11 protein-coding genes, 1 tRNA gene, 1 rRNA gene and 1 pseudogene are annotated in these 20,293 nt (G+C 69.4%); 11 read left to right on the forward strand and 3 right to left on the reverse strand.

Features of this window, described 5'->3' with window-relative positions:
- Positions 1-94 precede the first annotated feature (94 nt).
- From rrf to F7R91_RS27315, 3 genes are all read left to right on the forward strand, one after another.
- Positions 95-211, forward strand: a 5S ribosomal RNA gene (rrf, locus tag F7R91_RS27305).
- 113 nt (positions 212-324) lie between these two features.
- Positions 325-987 (forward strand): DegT/DnrJ/EryC1/StrS family aminotransferase, encoded by a 663-nt coding sequence (locus tag F7R91_RS27310; RefSeq protein WP_150952704.1) that lies wholly within the window; start codon positions 325-327, stop codon positions 985-987.
- 81 nt (positions 988-1,068) lie between these two features.
- Positions 1,069-1,144: transfer RNA gene (locus F7R91_RS27315), tRNA-Thr, on the forward strand.
- 44 nt (positions 1,145-1,188) lie between these two features.
- Here the strand turns inward: F7R91_RS27315 and F7R91_RS27320 are convergent.
- On the reverse strand, positions 1,189-3,939 hold the full coding sequence (locus tag F7R91_RS27320) for a SpoIIE family protein phosphatase (RefSeq protein ID WP_150952409.1): 2,751 nt from the start codon (positions 3,937-3,939) through the stop codon (positions 1,189-1,191).
- Between the two features lie 397 nt (positions 3,940-4,336).
- Here F7R91_RS27320 and F7R91_RS27330 point away from each other — a divergent pair, with 397 nt between their 5' ends.
- The 8 genes from F7R91_RS27330 to F7R91_RS27365 all read left to right on the forward strand — a co-directional run bounded on the left by F7R91_RS27330 (position 4,337) and on the right by F7R91_RS27365 (position 18,070).
- Complete coding sequence (locus F7R91_RS27330; RefSeq protein ID WP_150952414.1) at positions 4,337-9,814, forward strand: HAMP domain-containing protein; 5,478 nt, start codon at positions 4,337-4,339, stop codon at positions 9,812-9,814.
- 312 nt (positions 9,815-10,126) lie between these two features.
- Positions 10,127-10,813, forward strand: a complete 687-nt coding sequence (locus F7R91_RS27335; RefSeq protein WP_150952417.1) for a response regulator — start codon at positions 10,127-10,129, stop codon at positions 10,811-10,813.
- Positions 10,814-10,936: 123 nt separating this feature from the next.
- Entirely contained in the window at positions 10,937-13,645 is a 2,709-nt protein-coding gene (locus F7R91_RS27340) for a DNA translocase FtsK (protein ID WP_225320811.1), read from the forward strand.
- A gap of 237 nt (positions 13,646-13,882) precedes the next feature.
- Positions 13,883-14,722 carry a helix-turn-helix domain-containing protein gene (locus F7R91_RS27345; protein ID WP_150952423.1) on the forward strand — a complete coding sequence of 280 codons (840 nt, stop codon included), beginning with the start codon at positions 13,883-13,885 and terminating at the stop codon, positions 14,720-14,722.
- Positions 14,723-14,816: 94 nt separating this feature from the next.
- Positions 14,817-16,286, forward strand: a complete 1,470-nt coding sequence (gene rimO / locus F7R91_RS27350; RefSeq protein WP_150952426.1) for a 30S ribosomal protein S12 methylthiotransferase RimO — start codon at positions 14,817-14,819, stop codon at positions 16,284-16,286.
- Positions 16,283-17,038 (forward strand): CDP-diacylglycerol--glycerol-3-phosphate 3-phosphatidyltransferase, encoded by a 756-nt coding sequence (gene pgsA, locus F7R91_RS27355; protein WP_150952429.1) that lies wholly within the window; start codon positions 16,283-16,285, stop codon positions 17,036-17,038. The genes rimO and pgsA overlap by 4 nt, the downstream gene beginning before the upstream one ends.
- A complete protein-coding gene (locus F7R91_RS27360) occupies positions 17,035-17,580 on the forward strand; it encodes a CinA family protein (RefSeq protein ID WP_150952431.1) in 546 nt (181 codons plus the stop codon). The genes pgsA and F7R91_RS27360 overlap by 4 nt, the downstream gene beginning before the upstream one ends.
- Before the next feature lie 109 nt (positions 17,581-17,689).
- The gene (locus tag F7R91_RS27365) at positions 17,690-18,070 is read left to right on the forward strand and encodes a helix-turn-helix domain-containing protein (RefSeq protein ID WP_150952434.1); all 381 of its coding nucleotides are present in this window, start codon (positions 17,690-17,692) and stop codon (positions 18,068-18,070) included.
- Between the two features lie 547 nt (positions 18,071-18,617).
- Here F7R91_RS27365 and F7R91_RS27375 read toward each other — a convergent pair.
- On the reverse strand, positions 18,618-19,382 hold the full coding sequence (locus F7R91_RS27375) for an SDR family NAD(P)-dependent oxidoreductase (protein WP_150952439.1): 765 nt from the start codon (positions 19,380-19,382) through the stop codon (positions 18,618-18,620).
- A 158-nt stretch (positions 19,383-19,540) separates the two neighbouring features.
- A pseudogene (locus F7R91_RS27380) lies at positions 19,541-20,284 on the reverse strand (DNA-formamidopyrimidine glycosylase family protein); the annotation flags it as partial.
- Positions 20,285-20,293: the final 9 nt, after the last annotated feature.

A 20,293-nucleotide genomic window follows, 5' to 3' on the forward strand; every position in this document is an offset into this window, starting at 1 on the left:
GTACTAATAGGCCGAGGGCTTGTCCTCAGTTGCTCGCGTCCACTGTGTTTGTTCTGAGGCAACGACCGTTTTTCCGGTTCGTGTTTCATAGTGTTTCGGTGGTTATAGCGTGAGGGAAACGCCCGGTCACATTCCGAACCCGGAAGCTAAGCCTTACAGCGCCGATGGTACTGCAGGGGGGACCCTGTGGGAGAGTAGGACGCCGCCGAACGATTATTCAAAGGGTTGGACCCTGAACTTCGATTCAGGGTCCAACCCTTTTTTGCTATGCGTCACCAGAAGTTCACGTTCCGCGCTCAGCATCCAAGCATGGGTACTGCTGCAATGCTCAGGGCTGCCGGCGTCGGCGTCGGTGACGAGGTCGTCGTACCGGCCTTCGGGAACGTAGAGGTTGCCGAGGCCGTGGTCCTGGCCGGTGCGCTTCCGGTGTTCGCCGAGATAGATCCGGCGACGTACTGCCTCGATCCGTCCGGCGTCGAGGCCTCCATAACTCCGCGGACCGCGGCTGTCGTTGTCGTGCACCGTTTCGGACGGCCTGCCGACCTCCTGCGGTTGCACAGTGTCGGCCAGCGGCACGGGCTTCTGGTGCTGCAGCACGGCGAGTCCGAGGCGCCGTACGACGAGATAGCCCAGCGCCGGCAGCGGGCCGCCTATCTCGATGCGCGGCTGAGGGGCGTACTCACCCCCGACGGCGGTGACGGGCACACCTACCAGCAGTACGTCGTGCGGGTGCCCGGAAACGGGCGACCGGACCGCGATGCCTTCGCCCGGGCCTTGCGGGCCAGGGGAGTTGACTGCCGGGTGCCCGCGAAGACCCCCGTGCACCGGTTGCCGGAGTACCGGCGCTGTGTGTCCCTGCCGGAGACCGAGCGCGCGTCCGACGAGACCCTTGCGCTGCCCGTGGACGCCTCTTTGACCAAGCGGGACATGCAGCGCATCGTGGGTGCGTGCAATGCGCTCGGCGGATTGCTGCAGCCTGCCTTCTGATGGTCGAGGTTGGGAGCACGGGTCTGTTCGGGGTATGATCTATTGCGTTGCCGCGCGAGGGAAACCTCGAAAAGGTGACAGGCCCCTATAGCTCAGTCGGTAGAGCGTCTCCATGGTAAGGAGAAGGTCAACGGTTCGATTCCGTTTGGGGGCTCCAGCGACAAAGGCCCCGCCCCTTCGGGCGGGGCCTTTCGTATGCCCTCAGTCCTTATGGAGGCCCGGTACCCGCATTGCCAGGATCGCCATGTCGTCGGACGGGGCGTCCGACGCGAAGCGTTCCACCGCGCGCATGATGCGGGCCGCGACCGCGCCGGCGGTCAGGCCGGTGCATGTGGTGAGGACGTCGGTGAGGCCGTCGTCGCCCAACATACGGGTGCCTTCGCGGCGTTCCGTGACGCCGTCCGTGACGCACAGCAGGACGTCGCCCGGGTCGAGGGTGACCGTCTCCTCGTACAGCTCCAGGTCCTCCATGACGCCCAGGAGCGGCTGGGGCTCGGCGGCCGGTTCGACCGTGCCGTCCTGGCGGAGGCGGAGCGGGAGCGGATGGCCGGCGCAGACGACCTTCAGCTTCGCGCTGCCGTCCTGCTGAGGCCACAACTCGCCGTACAGGAGCGTGAGGAAGCGGCTGCGGGCGCCCTCGTCGAGGATCGCGGAGTTGAGGCGCTCCAGGACCGCCGGGCCGCTGAGGCCCTCTCTCGCAAGGAGTCTGAGGGCGTGGCGGGCGAGGCCTGTCACGGCAGCCGCGTTGGGGCCCGTACCGCAGACGTCGCCGATGGCGAAGCCGTATGCACCGTCGCGGATGGGGAAGACGTCGTAGAAGTCGCCGCCGACTTCGTTGCCCTCGCCGGCCGCGCGGTAGATGACCTCGACCTCGACGCCCTCGATGACCGGGAGTTCGGGTGGCAGGAGACTGCGCTGGAGGGACTGGCTGATCGCCGTGCGCTCGGAGTACAGGCGGGCGTTGTCCAGGGCCAGGGCGGCTCGGCGGGACAAGTCCTCGGCCAGTTCCAGGATTTCCTGGCGGAAGTGTTCGTCGGTCGGCTTGCCGAGGGTCAGCATGCCGATGACCCGGTTGCGGGCGACCAGGGGCAGGACGACCGTCTCGCCGCCCACCGCGGATGCCGTCGCCAGGGTCGGCCCGATACCCGACGAGACCTGGTGGGTGTGGCCGCCGCTCAGGCCCAGGCTGCGCATGGAACTGCGCAGGGCCGCCTGGTGGGCCGCTTCGCCGGGGGCCGGCCAGACGCGGGCGCCGGGGGTGGGTACCGGGTCCGGCGGGGGGATCTTCGACAGCAACGACTTGATGCCGTCGATGAGTTCCTCGTCCTCGTGCAGGACGTAGGACAGGTAGGGCTCCGAGGCCTGGTCGGCGATCGTGTAGACGGCGCACCAGGTGGCCAGGGTCGGGACGGTCATCTGGGCCATCAGGGCCAGGGTCTGGTCGCGGTCCAGGGTGCCCGCGAGCAGGTCGGAGGCCTCGACGAGGAAGCTCAGGGAGCCTCGGCGCAGGCGTTCCAGTTCGCCGAGGCGGGCGGACTCGACGGCCAGCGCGATGCGGTCGGCGGCGAACTGGAGGCGCAGGGCCTCCTCGTTCGAGTAGCGGCCGGGGCCCTCGGCGGCCACGCCCAGCGAGCCGGTGAGGCGGCCCTCCACCTTCAGGGGGACGGTGACCACGGAGCGCATGCCGGTGCCGCTGAGCAGCGGGACGGCGCCCGGTACGGCCGTGAGGTCGTCGTGGACGGCCGGCATGCGTGCCGAGCCGTAGCGGCCGGGGCCCGCCTCGACGGGGACGCGGGCGAAGCGCTGGCGGGCGGAGGGCAGGCCCGTGGAGGCGCGGACCTCCAGCTCCGTCTCGTCGTCGGTCGCGAGGAGCAGGAAGGCGGAGTCGCCGTCGAGCATGTCGCGGGCGCGTTCCACCGTGCGCTGGAGGAGACCGTCCAGATCGTCCGGGGCGGGGGAGCCGATGAACACCTCGAAGGGGTCGGCGCTCTGGCCGTCGGCTGTTTTCGGGTCGGCGGCGTGGACGCGCAACGGCGTCTGGAGCACGGCCCGTTCGTGGTCCCGTACCAGCAGGCACACGGTGGACGGCTCGCCTGCCGTGTCACGGACGCGGAGGTGGGAAGCGTAGACGGGGGTGACGCGGCCGCTCGCGCTCCTGATGCCGTAACTGCCTTCCCAGCGCGAGAGTTGGAGCGCCTCCGCGATGCCGGTGCCGGTGCCCGGGGTGTGCGGCCAGGCGGCGAGGTCGGTCAGGGGCTTGCCGGTGACCTGTTCGGAGGCGTAGCCGAACAGTTCCTCGGCGTCCTCGCTCCAGGCGGTGATGGCGCCGGTGCGGTCGATCTGGACGACGGCGACGCGGACGCGGCCGTCGGCGAGCGGAAGGAGGTCGGCGGGCAGTGACGGGCCGGCGGCGCGGGTGCCCACCGGGCGACCGGGGAGGGCGAGTTGGAACCAGACCTGCTTGTGGGTGGGCGTGTACTCGACGCCCCAGCGGCCGGCGAGGGCCGCGCAGAGCTGGAGGCCGCGGCCGCCCTCGCGGTCCGGGCTGCCCATGGTGACGGGCGAGCCCTGGAGCGGGATCTCGCGCTCCGGGTAGCGGTCGGCGACCTCGATCCTTACGCCGTCTTCACTGCGCAGGCACAGGACGTCCGCGGAAGTGCCCGCGTGGACGACGGCGTTGGTCACCAGTTCGCTGGTGAGGACCACCGCGTCGTCGACGATGTCCGCGAAGCCCCAGCCCTGGAGGGTGTCGCGGACGAAGGAGCGCGCGCTCGCGACCGAACGTCCGAGCGGCTCGAAGCTGGCGGCCGCGCGCGCGGTGATCACTGAGCTCCTCATCCTGTGGTCGGCGTGCAGGATTGCGTGGCCGACCGGCTCGTGCCGCTGGTGCGGCATTCCGTCCGTCGGCCGGGGGTCCGGGGGCTGTTCCCCAGGGATCAGTCCGGTGGTCATGTGTGCGGCCGCCCCTCCGATGCCCGCTCGTTCTCGTGCCACCGCCCAGGCCGGACGGACCGGCGCGGCTGGACAGCCGCATGCAAGGTTACTTACCTTCCCCGTCCATGCGGATGCCGGTCGCCGGTGTTTCCGTCCGGAGGGTGTGCGGACGATGTGCGAAGCTGCCGAACTGTTATGGCCTGGTTCAGCCGGGGTGAAACACTGGGCAAGCTTCTGTTGAAGGTCCGGGCAGGCCGAGTGTCTTTTGCGTGAGACGGGCAGCAGCCCGTGGTGCGGCTCGTCGTGCCTGACTGAAAATACGCAGTAGTAGGCAGAGCTATGCAGCAGTATCCGGTGGGCCGGTCAGGAGTACCGGGCCACAGCAGTAACGGTCGACCCCTGCGGGAGGGACACAGTGGAGTCTGGCGCAGCGACGCGGAGCACCAAGACGCGCGCGAAAGGCGGACAGTCCCTGAGTAACAAGCGGAAACCGGCCAATGGGACCACCGCGGTGGACACGGCTGCCCTGAACCGTCTGCTGGCGGCACTTGTCGCGATGCGGGACGGGAATTTCCGCAAGCGGCTCACGGTGTCCGGTGACGGCGTGATGTCGGAGATCGCGGCCGTCTTCAACGAGGTGGCCGACCGCAATCTGCATCTGACGGGCGAGCTGTCCCGGGTACGGCGCGTGGTGGGCCGTGACGGAAAGCTCACGGAACGGCTGGAAACAGGCGCCTCCGAGGGGTCCTGGGCCACTGCCATCGATGCCTCGAACGCGCTCGTGGACGATCTCGTACGGCCCGTCTCCGAGGTCAGCCGCGTGCTGTCGGCGGTGGCGGAGGGCGATCTGTCGCCCCGTATGGAACTGCGGACTCAGGCGCCGGACGGAACCGGTCATCCGCTGCGGGGCGAGTTCCTGAAGGTCGGGCGGACCGTCAACAATCTGGTCGACCAGCTCTCGACGTTCACCGACGAGGTCACGCGCGTGGCCAGCGAGGTGGGTACCGAGGGCAAGCTGGGCGGGCAGGCACGCGTGCGTGGCATGTCGGGCTCGTGGAAGGACCTCACGGAGTCCGTCAACACGATGGCGTACCGGCTGACGGCGCAGGTGCGGGACATCGCGCTGGTGACGACGGCGGTCGCCAAGGGTGATCTGTCACGCAAGGTGACGGTTCATGTGGCCGGCGAGATGCTGGAGCTGAAGAACACCGTCAACACGATGGTGGACCAGCTGTCGTCCTTCTCCTCCGAGGTGACCCGGGTCGCGCGCGAGGTGGGTGTCGAGGGCGAGCTGGGCGGCCAGGCGCAGGTGCCCGGTGTGGCGGGTGTGTGGAAGGACCTCACCGATTCGGTGAACCTGATGGCCGGCAATCTGACGGCCCAGGTGAGGGGGATCGCCCAGGTGACGACGGCGGTCGCCAGCGGTGACCTGTCGCAGAAGGTGACGGTGTCGGCACGCGGTGAGGTCGCGCAGCTCGCCGACACGATCAACCAGATGACCGAGACGCTGCGGACCTTCGCGGACGAGGTCACGCGGGTCGCCAACGAGGTGGGTGCCGAGGGGCGGCTCGGCGGGCAGGCGAACGTGCCGGGGGCGGCCGGTACGTGGAAGGACCTGACGGACTCCGTCAACACGGTGTTCCGGAACCTCACGACTCAGGTGCGGGACATCGCCGCGGTGACGACGGCCGTGGCCAGCGGCGACCTGTCGCAGAAGGTCACGGTGGACGTGGCCGGCGAGATGCTGGAGCTGAAGAACACCGTCAACGGGATGGTCGACCAGCTGTCGTCCTTCGGTGCCGAGGTCACGCGTGTGGCGCGTGAGGTCGGTGTCGAGGGTGAGCTGGGCGGGCAGGCGCAGGTGCCGGGGGCGGCCGGTACGTGGAAGGACCTGACGGACTCCGTCAACACGGCGTTCCGCAACCTCACCGGACAGGTGCGGAACATCGCCCAGGTGACGACGGCCGTGGCCAACGGTGATCTGTCGCAGAAGGTCACCGTGGACGTGTCCGGCGAGATGCTGCAGCTGAAGAACACCGTGAACACGATGGTGGACCAGCTGTCGGCCTTCGCCGACCAGGTGACGCGGGTCGCCCGTGACGTGGGCACCGAGGGGCGGCTCGGCGGTCAGGCCGTGGTGTCCGGGGTCAGCGGCACCTGGAAGGAACTGACCGACTCCGTCAACTTCATGGCGGGCAATCTCACCTCACAGGTGCGGCAGATCGCCCAGGTGACGACGGCGGTGGCCCGGGGTGACCTGTCGCAGAAGATCGACGTGGACGCGCGCGGCGAGATCCTGGAGCTGAAGAACACCATCAACACGATGGTCGACCAGCTCTCCGCCTTCGCCGACCAGGTGACGAGGGTCGCCCGTGAAGTGGGTACGGAGGGCCGGCTCGGCGGTCAGGCGCAGGTGCCCGGTGTGGCCGGTGTGTGGCGCGACCTGACCGACTCCGTGAACGGCATGGCCGGCAACCTCACCGCCCAGGTGCGCAATATCGCGCAGGTCGCCACCGCGGTGGCCCGGGGTGACCTGTCGCAGAAGATCGATGTGGACGCGCGCGGCGAGATCCTGGAGCTGAAGAACACGCTCAACACGATGGTGGACCAGCTGTCCAGCTTCGCCGACCAGGTGACGCGGGTGGCCCGCGAGGTGGGTACGGAGGGCATCCTCGGCGGTCAGGCCGAGGTGCAGGGTGTCTCCGGTACCTGGAAGGACCTCACGCAGTCAGTGAACCTCATGGCGAACAACCTGACGATCCAGGTGCGCAGCATCGCCGACGTCACGACCGCGGTCGCCAAGGGCGACCTCTCGAAGAAGATCACGGTCGATGCGCAGGGCGAGATCCTCGAACTCGTCACCACCGTCAACACGATGGTGGACCAGCTGTCGTCCTTCGCCGAGCAGGTGACCCGGGTGGCCCGCGAGGTGGGCACCGAGGGCCAGCTGGGCGGTCAGGCGCGGGTGCCCGGTGTCACGGGCATCTGGAAGGACCTCAGCGACAACGTGAACCTGATGGCCAACAACCTGACCGTGCAGGTGCGGAACATCTCCCAGGTCGCGGCGGCGGTCGCCAACGGCGATCTGACGCGGACGGTGACGATCGAGGCGCGCGGTGAGGTCGCGCAGCTCGCCGACACCTTCAACACCATGGTGAAGACGCTGAGTTCGTTCGCCGACCAGGTCACCAAGGTGGCCCGCGAGGTGGGCACGGACGGCATCCTGGGAGGGCAGGCGCGCGTGCCGGGCGTGGCCGGTACGTGGAAGGACCTCACGGAGTCCGTGAACCAGATGGCGTCCAACCTGACCGGCCAGGTGCGCAACATCGCCATGGTCACGACCGCGATCGCCAAGGGCGATCTGACCAAGAAGATCGACATCGATGCGCGCGGCGAGATCCTGGAGCTGAAGACCACCATCAACACGATGGTCGACCAGCTGTCGTCCTTCGCGGGGGAGGTCACCCGGGTCGCCCGCGAGGTGGGCACGGAAGGCCGGCTGGGCGGCCAGGCACGCGTGCGTGACGTCGACGGCACCTGGCGGGACCTGACCGAGTCGGTGAACGAGATGGCGGGGAACCTCACCCGGCAGGTGCGTGCCATCGCGCGTGCCGCCACCGCGGTGACCCGCGGTGACCTCAACCTGAAGCTGGACGTGGACGCCGCCGGCGAGATCCAGGAGCTCCAGGACTACATCAACAAGATGATCGCCAACCTGCGCGACACCACGATCGCCAACAAGGAGCAGGACTGGCTCAAGGGCAACCTCGCCCGTATCTCGGCGCTGATGCAGGGCCGCCGGGATCTGGAGGACGTCGCCTCGCTCATCATGAGCGAGCTGACCCCGGTGGTGTCCGCGCAGCACGGCGCCTTCTTCCTGGCGATGCCGCTGGTCGACGGCAAGGACCTGAGCGCCGAGGCCGAGGACCAGTACGAGCTGCGGATGCTCGGTTCGTACGGCTACTCGATGGGCTCCATGCCGACGTCGTTCCGGCCGGGTGAGGCGCTGATCGGGACGGCCGCCATGGAGAAGCGCACGATCCTGGTGGAGAACGCGCCCAGCGGCTATCTGAAGATCTCCTCGGGGCTCGGCGAGGCGCCGCCCGCGCAGGTGATCGTGCTTCCGGTGCTGTTCGAGGGCAAGGTGCTCGGCGTGATCGAGCTGGCGTCGTTCACACCGTTCACACAGATCCAGAAGGACTTCCTCAACCAGATCGCCGAGATGATCGCGACGAGCGTCAACACGATCTCCGTCAACACCAAGACGGAGGTGCTGCTGAAGCAGTCGCAGGAGCTGACGGAGCAGTTGCGTGAGCGGTCGGCCGAGCTGGAGAACCGGCAGAAGGCCCTTCAGGCGTCGAATGCCGAACTGGAGGAGAAGGCCGAGCTGCTGGCCCGGCAGAACCGCGACATCGAGGTCAAGAACACCGAGATCGAGGAGGCGCGGCAGGTCCTGGAGGAGCGTGCCGAGCAACTCGCCGTCTCCATGCGCTACAAGAGCGAGTTCCTGGCCAACATGTCCCACGAGCTGCGTACGCCGCTCAACTCGCTCCTGATCCTCGCCAAGCTGCTCGCCGACAACGCCGACTCCAACCTCACCCCGAAGCAGGTCGAGTTCGCCGAGACCATCCACGGGGCGGGCTCCGACCTGCTTCAGCTGATCAACGACATCCTCGACCTGTCCAAGGTCGAGGCGGGCAAGATGGACGTCTCCCCGACGCGCATCGCGCTCGTCCAGCTCGTCGACTACGTGGAGGCCACCTTCCGGCCACTGACCGCGGAGAAGGGCCTCGACCTGTCCGTACGGGTGTCGCCGGAGCTGCCGGCCACCCTGCACACGGACGAGCAGCGGCTTCTGCAGGTGCTGCGCAACCTGCTGTCCAACGCGGTGAAGTTCACCGACTCCGGGGCGGTGGAGCTGGTCATCCGGCCCGCCGGCAAGGACGTGCCGATGGCGATCCGCGAGCAGCTCCTGGAGACGGGTTCGCTGCGCGAGGCGGACGCTGACCTGATCGCCTTCTCCGTCACGGACACCGGCATCGGCATCGCGGCCAGCAAGATGCGGGTGATCTTCGAGGCGTTCAAGCAGGCGGACGGTACGACGAGCCGTAAATACGGCGGTACGGGCCTCGGGCTGTCCATCTCACGGGAGATCGCCCAGCTGCTCGGCGGTGAGATCCATGCGCAGAGCGAGCCGGGACGCGGATCGACGTTCACGCTGTATCTGCCGCTGCACCCGAGCGAACTGCCGCCGACGGGCTATCAGCAGCTCGCACCCACGCTGGAGGCCGGGGACCTGGTGGCCTCCGCGCACGACCGGGCCGAGCTGTCCGAGCTGTCCGACGCGGAGATCGAGACGCCGGCCGAGGTGAAGTCGTACCAGGAGACGCAGAACGGCGCCGCGGCGCTCTTCAGGCGCCGGCGCAGGGGTGCGCCCTTCACCGAGCACCGGGCGGCGCGGGAGCAGTGGGCCGTGGCCGAGCAGGACGCGGCGCAGGCGCGCCGCGGGATCCGGTTCGGCGGGGAGAAGGTGCTGATCGTCGACGACGACATCCGCAATGTGTTCGCGCTGACCAGCGTCCTGGAACAGCACGGGCTGTCGGTGCTGTACGCCGAGAACGGCCGTGAGGGCATCGAGGTCCTGGAGCAGCACGACGATGTGGCGGTCGTTCTGATGGACATCATGATGCCGGAGATGGACGGGTATGCGACGACCACGGCGATCCGCAGGATGCCGCAGTTCGCCGGGCTCCCGATCATCGCGCTGACCGCGAAGGCGATGAAGGGCGACCGGGAGAAGGCGATCGAGTCGGGCGCTACCGACTATGTGACGAAGCCGGTCGATCCCGATCATCTGCTGGCGGTGATGGACCAGTGGATGCGCGAGGCGTGACGAAAACCGTCAGACTCCGTTCGGGTTTCATGCGTTGAGATGTCATTCGCATGTGGCGGGAACGGTCGATGTACACATGGAGTTGCTGACTCAGTGTGGCCGAGGCCGTGTAGAAGCACGGGATTCGGGGAACCTTCTGGTCTCCCGCTGCGTTTCTGCTACGTGCGCTGTGATATCCACAGTGACATCGCGGTGACAGGGTGTGGCGACGAGCGGGGTGCGGCTACCATGACCGGCACAAGGACGGGCGACGTAAGGGAGTCGTCCCCTGGGGCGGCGCCCGGTGCACTTCCGGGGCGAGGAGGGCGGGCCATGGTGCAGAAGGCCAAGATCCTTCTGGTGGATGACCGGCCGGAGAATCTGCTGGCGCTGGAGGCCATCCTCTCTGCGCTCGATCAGATGCTGGTGCGGGCATCGTCCGGGGAGGAAGCGCTCAAAGCACTGCTCACGGACGACTTCGCGGTCATTCTGCTGGACGTCCAGATGCCAGGGATGGACGGTTTTGAAACCGCCGCGCACATCAAGCGCCGAGAACGGACCCGGGACATCCCGATCATCTTCCTCACCGCGATCAACCATGGGCCGCACCACACCTTCCGCGGATATGCGGCGGGCGCGGTCGACTACATCTCCAAGCCGTTCGACCCGTGGGTGCTGCGCGCGAAGGTCTCGGTCTTCGTCGAGCTGTACATGAAGAACTGCCAGCTTCGGGAGCAGGCAGCGCTGCTGCGGCTCCAGTTGGAGGGCGGTGGCGGCGGCAAAGCCCTGCCCGGGGACGCGAAGGAGCCGGCGGGGCTGCTCGCCGAGCTGTCGGCGCGGCTCGCGGCGGTGGAGGAGCAGGCCGAGGCGCTGTCCAAGCAGCTCGACGACGAGTCGGCGGACGCGGCCGCGGTGGCCACGGCGGCTCATCTCGAACGCAAACTCACGGGGTTGCGGCGGGCGCTCGATGCGCTGGAGCCGGGGACGGGCAGTTCTCCCTCGGTGTCGTCGCAGAACTGACGTACCGGCGACGGGCGGTGTGCATGAGCCCGCGTCAGCTTCGCGCTCCGGCAAGGGCGACACGAACGGGTGAAGCAGTGGGCACGCGTGTCCACTGCCCTCTCCACCGGTAATCTCACACCCATGGCCTCACGTCCCTCCGCAGCCAAGAAGCAGCCCGCGAAGAAGGCGGCCGCTCCCGTGAAGGGACCGGCGAAGAAGGCCGCTGCAAAGAAGGCCCCCGCGAAGAAGGCGCCGGCCAAGAAGGCCGCGGCCAAGAAGCCCGCGCCCAAACCCGCGCCGAACCCCACCGGGGGCATCTACCGGCTCGTGCGCGCCCTCTGGCTCGGCATCGCGCACGCCGTCGGCGCGGTGTTCCGCGGAATAGGGCAGGGCGCGAAGAACCTCGACCCCGCGCACCGCAAGGACGGGATCGCGCTGCTCCTGCTCGGCCTCGGGCTGATCGTCGCCGCCGGAACCTGGTCGAACCTGCGCGGCCCGGTCGGCGACCTCGTCGAGATGCTGGTGACCGGCGCCTTCGGCCGGTTCGATCTGCTGGTGCCGATCCTGCTCGCGGTCATCGCCGTACGGTTCATCCGGCACCCCGAGAAGCCCGACGCCAACGGCCGCATCGTGATCGGTCTGTCCGCGCTCGTCATCGGCGTGCTCGGCCAGGTCCACATCGCCTGCGGCGCGCCCGCCCGCAGCGACGGCATGCAGGCGATAAGGGACGCCGGCGGGCTCATCGGCTGGGGTGCGGCGACCCCGCTGACGTACGCGATGGGCGAGGTCCTCGCCGTACCGCTACTCGTGCTGCTCACGCTGTTCGGTCTGCTGGTCGTCACGGCCACGCCGGTCAACGCCATCCCGCAGCGGCTGAGGCTGCTCGGGGTGAAGCTGGGCATCGTCCACGACCCGGCCGCGGAGGAGCCCAGCGAGGACGACGAGCGCTACGACGACCAGTGGCGCGAGGCGCTGCCCGCGAGCCGCCGCCGTCGCGGGCCCGCCCCCGAGACGTACGACCCCGACAGCGCGGAGCAGGAGGCACTCTCCCGGCGCCGCGGCCGCCCCAGGCGCTCCGCCGTGCCACAGCCCGACATGGACCGCCGGCTCGACGCCGTGGACGTCGCCGCCGCGGCCGCGGCCGCGCTCGACGGCGCGGTGCTGCACGGCATGCCGCCCTCGCCGGTCGTCGCCGACCTCACCCAGGGCGTGAGCGTGGGGGACCGCGAGGAGCCGACCCCCACCCCGACGCCGACGCCGGTGCCGGCCGCGCGGCCCAAGCAGGAGAAGCTGGACGCTGCCGTCCCGGACCTCACCAAGGCCCCGCCCGAGGCGTCCCGCGAGCTGCCGCCGCGTGCCGAGCAGCTCCAGCTGTCCGGCGACATCACCTACTCGCTGCCCTCGCTCGACCTCCTCACCCGCGGGGGCCCCGGCAAGGCGCGCAGTGCCGCGAACGACGCGGTGGTCGCCTCGCTCACCAACGTCTTCACCGAGTTCAAGGTCGACGCCGCCGTCACCGGCTTCACGCGCGGGCCGACGGTCACGCGCTACGAGGTCGAGCTCGGCCCCGCGGTCAAGGTCGAGCGGATCACCGCGCTGACCAAGAACATCGCCTACGCGGTCGCCAGCCCCGACGTCCGGATCATCTCGCCGATCCCCGGCAAGTCCGCCGTCGGCATCGAGATCCCGAACACCGACCGCGAGATGGTCAACCTCGGCGACGTGCTGCGCCTCGCGGCGGCCGCCGAGGACGAGCACCCGATGCTGGTCGCGCTCGGCAAGGACGTCGAGGGCGGCTATGTGATGGCCAACCTCGCGAAGATGCCGCATGTGCTGGTGGCCGGAGCCACCGGTTCCGGAAAGTCGTCGTGCATCAACTGTCTGATCACGTCGATCATGGTCCGCGCGACCCCCGAGGACGTCCGCATGGTCCTCGTCGACCCCAAGCGGGTCGAGCTGACCGCGTACGAGGGCATCCCGCACCTGATCACGCCGATCATCACCAACCCCAAGCGGGCCGCCGAGGCGCTGCAGTGGGTCGTACGGGAGATGGACCTGCGTTACGACGACCTCGCGGCGTACGGCTTCCGGCACATCGACGACTTCAACGAGGCCATAAGGAACGGCAAGGTCAAGGCTCCCGAGGGGAGCGAACGCGAGCTCCAGCCGTACCCCTATCTGCTGGTGATCGTCGACGAGCTCGCCGACCTGATGATGGTCGCCCCGCGCGACGTCGAGGACGCCATCGTGCGCATCACGCAGCTCGCGCGCGCGGCCGGCATCCACCTGGTGCTCGCCACCCAGCGGCCGTCGGTCGACGTCGTCACCGGTCTGATCAAGGCGAACGTGCCGTCCCGGCTCGCCTTCGCCACCTCCTCGCTCGCCGACAGCCGCGTCATCCTCGACCAGCCCGGGGCCGAGAAGCTGATCGGCAAGGGCGACGGGCTCTTCCTGCCGATGGGGGCGAACAAGCCGACCCGTATGCAGGGCGCCTTCGTGACCGAGGACGAGGTCGCGGCGGTCGTCCAGCACTGCAAGGACCAGATGGCGCCCGTCTTCCGGGACGACGTCACGGTGGGCACCAAGCAGAAGAAGGAGATCGACGAGGAGATCGGCGACGACCTCGACCTGCTGTGCCAGGCGGCCGAGCTGGTCGTCACCACACAGTTCGGGTCCACGTCCATGCTCCAGCGCAAGCTGCGCGTCGGCTTCGCCAAGGCCGGGCGGCTCATGGACCTGATGGAGTCCAGGGGAATCGTGGGACCGAGCGAAGGATCCAAGGCTCGTGACGTTCTTGTGAAGGCCGACGAGCTGGACGGTGTGCTCGCCGTGATCCGCGGGGAGTCTTGAACAGGAGCGTTCCAGGACCGGAGCGTTCCGTCGTGACCGTTCCGTAAGGGATCATCGAGCAACCGTTTCCCCGTGGCGTACGTCAAGTTGAGGGAAACGACAAGCACATACCCCACCCTCGGGATGACCGGCCATTCCGATGGAGTAAAGGTCCCACCGCCCGGTTGCCCCACCCTTTCGTACCCCCCCTAGACTGAACTTCCAGCACAGGCGGCTAAACGCTCGAAAGGCGCCCCCGTGTCCATCGGCAACTCCCCTGAAGACGAGCGTCCGTTCGAAGACGACCCTGAGGAAGCCCGCCCCTCGATCGGACGTGCCCTGCACCAGGCACGCATCGAGGCCGGGCTGACCGTCGACGACGTCAGTTCCGCCACCCGGGTCCGCATCGCCATCGTGCACGCCATTGAGGCGGACGACTTCGCGCCGTGCGGCGGCGACGTCTACGCGCGCGGCCACATCCGGACCCTGGCCAAGGCGGTCCGCCTCGATCCCGCCCCGCTCCTCGCCCAGTACGACGCCGATCACGGGGGGCGTCCGGCCCCCACACCGGCGGCGCCCCTCTTCGAGGCGGAACGCATCCGCCCCGAGCGGCGCGGACCCAACTGGACCGCGGCCATGGTCGCCGCGATCGTCGTCGTGGTCGGCTTCGTCGGGTTCACCGCGGTCAAGGGCGGTGACGACGGCGGCACACAGACCCAGGTGGCCGACGGCTCCAAGCCCGCGACCGGCAAGTCCTCCTCACCCACGCCCAAGAACAGCAAGCCCGCCGACCCCAAGCCGGAGCCGTCCGACAGCGCGATCGCGGCCGCCCCCCAGGACAAGGTGACCGTCCAGGTGAGCGCCGACGACGGACGCAGCTGGATCTCGGCCAAGGACCACAACGGCCGGCTGCTCTTCGACGGACTGCTCAAGCAGGGCGAGTCCAAGACCTTCCAGGACAGCGAGAAGATCAACCTCGTCCTCGGCGACGCCGGGGCGATCCAGCTGCACGTCAACGGCAAGAAGATCGAGGACGACTTTCAGCCGGGCGCGGTGGAGCGCCTGACGTACACGAAGGGCGACCCGCAGGTCGGATAAGTCCTCCTGAAGGATCGCAGCGGGTACGGGGTTGGCCAAGATCGGCCAACCCCGTCGACGTGGGCTGTCAGTGAGACAAAGTAGTCTTGAGCGCATGCCTGAACGCCGTACCGTCGCACTCGTCACTCTTGGCTGCGCCCGTAACGAGGTGGACTCGGAGGAGCTCGCAGGCCGCTTGGAGGCGGACGGCTGGGACCTCGTGGAGGACGCCGCGGACGCGGATGTCGCCGTCGTCAACACCTGTGGCTTCGTCGACGCCGCCAAGAAGGACTCCGTCGACGCCCTGCTGGAGGCCAACGACCTCAAGGGGCAGGCCAGAACCCAGGCCGTCGTGGCCGTGGGCTGCATGGCCGAGCGGTACGGCAAGGAACTCGCCGAGGCCCTCCCCGAGGCCGACGGCGTGCTCGGCTTCGACGACTACTCGAACATCTCGGACCGCCTGCAGACCATCCTCAGCGGCGGCATCCACGCCGCGCACACCCCGCGCGACCGGCGCAAACTGCTACCGATCAGCCCGGCCGAGCGGCAGTCGGTGTCGGACGTCGCCCTTCCCGGGCACGGCGCCGCGGCCGACCTTCCGGAAGGTCTGGCTCCGGCCTCCGGCCCGCGCGCGCCCCTGCGCCGCCGTCTGGACGGCGCGCCGGTCGCCTCGGTGAAGCTCGCCTCCGGCTGCGACCGGCGCTGCTCCTTCTGCGCCATCCCGTCCTTCCGCGGCTCCTTCATCTCCCGCCGCCCGAGCGACGTGCTGAACGAGACGCGGTGGCTGGCCGAGCAGGGCGTCAAGGAGATCATGCTGGTCTCCGAGAACAACACCTCCTACGGCAAGGACCTGGGCGACATCCGGCTGCTAGAGTCGCTGCTGCCCGAGCTCGCCGAGGTCGACGGCCTCGAGCGGGTGCGTGTCAGCTATCTCCAGCCGGCCGAGATGCGCCCCGGGCTCATCGACGTCCTGACCTCGACCCCGAAGGTCGCGCCGTACTTCGATCTGTCCTTCCAGCACTCCGCGCCCGGCGTGCTGCGCGCGATGCGCCGCTTCGGTGACACCGACCGCTTCCTCGAACTGCTCGACACCATCAGGAGCAAGGCCCCCCAGGCCGGCGTGCGCTCCAACTTCATCGTCGGCTTCCCCGGCGAGAGCGAGGCCGACCTGGCCGAGCTGGGGCGCTTCCTGAACGGCGCGCGGCTGGACGCCATCGGTGTCTTCGGGTACTCCGACGAGGAGGGCACCGAGGCGGCGACGTACGACGACAAGCTCGACGAGGACGTCGTCGCCGAGCGGCTGGCGCATGTCTCCCGGCTCGCCGAGGAACTCGTCTCGCAGCGTGCCGAGGAGCGCCTGGGCGAGACCGTGCAGGTGCTGGTGGAGTCGGTGGACGAGGAGGGTGTCTACGGCCGCGCCACGCACCAGGCCCCGGAGACGGACGGCCAGGTGCTGCTCACGAGCGGCGCGGGCCTCGCCGTCGGCCGTATGGTCGAGGCGAAGGTGGTCGGCACGGAAGGTGTCGACCTGGTGGCCGAGCCGCTGCAGGGCTCGCTCGCGTGCGGTGAGGAGGCGGGCAGATGACCGGAGTACCGGCATCGGCGGCGGGCGGCGCCTCCGGCACGAACGGTGCGCCCGCGAGCGCGGCTTCGGGTCCTGCCTCCGGTGCAGTTTCCGGTGCCGTCTCCGGTCCGCAGAACGGCGGGAAGAGCGCGCGCGGCGGGAAGATCGCGGCCGCCGCGGTCAACCAGGCCAGTGTGTGGAACGTCGCGAACCTGCTGACGATGCTGCGGCTGCTCCTCGTACCCGGCTTCGTCGCGCTGATGCTGGCCGACGGCGGGTACGACCCGGCGTGGCGCTCGCTCGCCTGGGCGGCCTTCGCCATTGCCATGATCACCGATCTGTTCGACGGGCATCTGGCGCGCACCTACAACCTGGTCACCGACTTCGGGAAGATCGCCGACCCCATCGCCGACAAGGCGATCATGGGAGCGGCGCTGATCTGTCTGTCCGCACTCGGAGATCTGCCGTGGTGGGTGACGGGCGTCATCCTCGGACGGGAACTCGGCATCACACTCCTGCGTTTCCTCGTCATCCGGTACGGCGTCATCCCCGCGAGCCGCGGCGGCAAGCTCAAGACCCTCACCCAGGGCGTGGCCGTCGGGATGTACATCCTGGCGCTGACGGGGTGGCTGGCCACCGCGAGGTTCTGGGTGATGGCCGTGGCGGTCGTCCTGACCGTGGTGACCGGGCTCGACTATGTGAGACAGGCCATTGTGCTGCGCCGGCAGGGAATCGCCGAGCGCAAGGCCGCGTCGGAGGAGACGGAAGCGTGAACTCCACGGCCGCCGACGTCGTGCGACTACTCACGGTGAGGGGCGAGACGCTCGCCGTCGCCGAGTCGCTGACCGGTGGTCTGGTTGCGGCGGACATCACAGCGGTCTCCGGGGCGTCCAAGGTGTTCCGCGGTTCGGTGACCGCCTACGCCACCGAGCTCAAGCAGGGACTGCTGGGCGTGGACGCCGCCCTGCTGGCGCAGCGCGGCGCGGTGGATCCGCAGGTCGCGGCCCAGATGGCGGCCGGCGTGCGCAAGGCGCTCGACGCCGACTGGGGCATCGCGACGACCGGCGTCGCAGGGCCGGAACCGCAGGACGACAAGCCCGTCGGGACGGTCTTCGTGGCCGTGGACGGCCCGCTTCGTGCGGATTCCGGTTCCGCCGGTGGCGGAAAAGTGGAGGCCCTGAGGTTGAACGGCGACCGCGCGGAAATTCGTATGGAGAGTGTACGGAGCGTACTCGCACTGCTCCTGAGGGAGCTTGCGGGCGAACACAGTGGGAATGAGCGCGCACAGGATACGGAACAGAACGGGGGGTTTTGATGTTTGCAGCCCTGAGTGAACACGACATCGCTCCCCGCACGGCCGCGGCGCAAGGCGGTACGGTGGGGCGTGAAGGATGCGGCTACGCGGTCCGAGGAGGGAGCCACCGATGATTCTGCTCCGTCGCCTGCTTGGTGACGTGCTGCGTCGGCAGCGCCAACGCCAGGGCCGTACTCTGCGCGAAGTCTCCTCGTCCGCCCGAGTCTCACTCGGCTATCTCTCCGAGGTGGAGCGGGGGCAGAAGGAGGCTTCCTCCGAGCTGCTCTCCGCCATCTGCGACGCGCTGGACGTACGGATGTCCGAGCTCATGCGTGAGGTGAGCGACGAGCTCGCCCTCGCCGAGCTGGCCCAGTCTGCTGCGGCCACCCCCAGCGAGCCTGTTCCGGCGTCGGTCCGTCCGATGCTGGGTTCCGTATCGGTGACCGGTGTGCCACCGGAACGGGTGACCATCAAGGCGCCCACCGAGGCGGTGGACGTGGTCGCCGCGTGACGTTCGCGCGGGTGTGACGCAGAGAGGGCGCCCTGGGCGCCGAGCAACTGTGTGAGGCCCCGGCCAGGGCTTCTCCGGGGAGACCCGGAGAGGTGCGGTCGGGGTTTTTCGCATCTGCCGTCGGTGCGGGTGCCTCCTTGGTCCGTTTGCCCGTACGGGGAGCTGCCCCCATCGTGGAGGGGCGGGTGTCTCCGACGGCCGGGCTGTCCACGGTCGGCCCGTGTGCCGTTGGTGCGCCCTCCCTGTGGGTAGGCATGGCGGTCTGGCGTCGAGCTGGAGGTGGCGGCCATGTCGGGGCGGGCAGTGCGCTGGGGAGCCGTTCTCGGGTTCGGAGCGCTGTGGTGGTGGGCTGTGCTCCGGCTCGCGCTGGCGCCGGACGCGGGGGTGCTGGAAGCCGCAGTGGCGGCCGGGGGATGGGGCCTGAGCCTTCTGCCGGTGCACTGTGTGCCCAAGGATCGGGCCGTGGGTGCCGTCGGTGCCGGGCGGTGGGCCGAGGCATGGCGGGCGGCGGCCGGGCCGACCCGGGCCCGGCCCGCCGGGGCCCGGACTACCAGGGCATGGCCACGCCGCCGTTCGGACGCAGGATCTGACCGGTCATGAAGGACGAGGCGTCGGACGCCAGATAGAGCACGGCCTGGGCGACGTCCTCCGGTTCGCCGACCCGGCCGAGCGGCGACATCCGGGTCATCATCGCCTCGGTACGCGCCTGTGCCTCGCCCTCGTGTCGGTCGGTCATGGGGGTGCGGATCCAGCCCGGCGCGACCGTGTTGACGCGGATGCCGCGCCGGCCGACCTCGTTCGCCAGCGTCTTGGTCAGCTGGACCACGGCCGCCTTGGCAGCGCCGTAGCAGAGCAGACCGGGGCCGCCGGTGTCCACGGCGCCGGACGCCATGGTGATGATGCTGCCCCCGCTGTTCCCGGCGAGCATCAGGCGGGCCGCCTCCTGGCAGGCGTACAGCACGCCCTTGAAATTGACGGCCAGCACCCGGTCCAGGTCCTCGTCCCGGGTCTCCAGCACCGGGCTGCTGTGCATGATCCCGGCGACCGCCGCCATCACGTCCAGGCGCTCGCAGGACGCGACGGCCTGCTGGAGCCGGACGCGGTCGGTGACGTCGAGGTGGTGCGTGTGGGCGGTGCCGCCCTCGCCCTTGATCAGGGTTGCGGTCTCGTGCAGGCCCTGCGGGTCGCGGTCGGCGCAGTGCACGGTGGCCCCGGCCCGGGCGAGCAGCACCGCCGAGGCGCGGCCGATGCCGCCGGCGGCGCCGGTGACGAATGCGGTGCGTCCGGTGAGGTCGTACACGCTGACGGCCATGAGGGGACGGTACGAGGATTTCTGACGGATCGTCAATTGGTTGGCGGCGTCTTGGTGTGGGCTCGTCAATGCGTCGTACGGCGTGGGGTTCTGCGGGATGCGGTGGGGACCGGGGCCGGTCCCGACTGGCAGCCGGGGCACCAGTACGTGGGGCGCTAGCGGGAGCCGTCGCCCTGGTCGGCCACGCGGACCGGAGTGTGGCAGCGCAGACAGGGGCGGGGCGCACGACCGTACACGAACAGGTCCTGTCCGCGGCTGCCTGTCGTACTGCGGACCAGACGGTCCCGGTTCGCCTCCAGGAGTCGTTTGGCGAGTGCGGGCAGCCGGGCTGCCCGCTCGGCGGGCAGTGCGCCCACGGGGAGCCAGGGCGTGGCGCCGAGCAGGAAGCAGAGCTCGCTCTTGTAGACGTTGCCGATACCGGCGAGATTCCGCTGGTCGAGCAGAGCCTCGCCGAGCGGCCGGGTGGGGTCGGCGAGCAGGTTGGCCAGGGCCTGGTCCGGGTCCCAGTCCGGGCCCAGGAGGTCGGGGCCGAGGTGGCCGACCGCGCGGTGTTCGTCGGCGGTGCGCAGGAGCTCCAGTACGGGCAGGCGGTAGCCGACGGCCGTGCGATCGGCGGTGCCCAGGATCGCGCGGATCTGGTGGGCCGGGCCGCCGGTCCAGCGCTGACCGGTCGCGTACACCTTCCAGGAGCCGTCCATCCGCAGGTGCGAGTGGAGGGTCAGGCCGCCCTCGATCCGGGTGAGGAGGTGCTTGCCACGGGGGGTGACGTCCAGGACGGTACGGCCGGTGAGGTCGGCCGTGGCGTACTTGGGCACCCGGAGATCGCTCTGGGTCAGCACCTTGCCCGCGAGGGCGCCGTGCAGCCGGCTCGCGGCCTGCCAGACCGTGTCTCCTTCGGGCATGGGTCAAGG

It is taken from the genome of Streptomyces luteolifulvus (genome assembly GCF_008806595.1).
GTDB classification, from domain to species: Bacteria; Actinomycetota; Actinomycetes; order Streptomycetales; family Streptomycetaceae; genus Streptomyces; species Streptomyces luteolifulvus.

Excerpts from the sequence above, each read along its gene's own strand:
- F7R91_RS27310 (WP_150952704.1), top strand. The coding sequence starts at position 325 with ATGCTCAGGGCTGCCGGCGTCGGCGTCGGTGACGAGGTCGTCGTACCG.
- F7R91_RS27320 (WP_150952409.1), bottom strand. The coding sequence starts at position 3,939 with ATGACCACCGGACTGATCCCTGGGGAACAGCCCCCGGACCCCCGGCCG.
- F7R91_RS27335 (WP_150952417.1), top strand. The coding sequence starts at position 10,127 with ATGGTGCAGAAGGCCAAGATCCTTCTGGTGGATGACCGGCCGGAGAAT.
- F7R91_RS27340 (WP_225320811.1), top strand. The coding sequence starts at position 10,937 with ATGGCCTCACGTCCCTCCGCAGCCAAGAAGCAGCCCGCGAAGAAGGCG.
- rimO (WP_150952426.1), top strand. The coding sequence starts at position 14,817 with ATGCCTGAACGCCGTACCGTCGCACTCGTCACTCTTGGCTGCGCCCGT.
- pgsA (WP_150952429.1), top strand. The coding sequence starts at position 16,283 with ATGACCGGAGTACCGGCATCGGCGGCGGGCGGCGCCTCCGGCACGAAC.
- F7R91_RS27365 (WP_150952434.1), top strand. The coding sequence starts at position 17,690 with ATGATTCTGCTCCGTCGCCTGCTTGGTGACGTGCTGCGTCGGCAGCGC.
- F7R91_RS27375 (WP_150952439.1), bottom strand. The coding sequence starts at position 19,382 with ATGGCCGTCAGCGTGTACGACCTCACCGGACGCACCGCATTCGTCACC.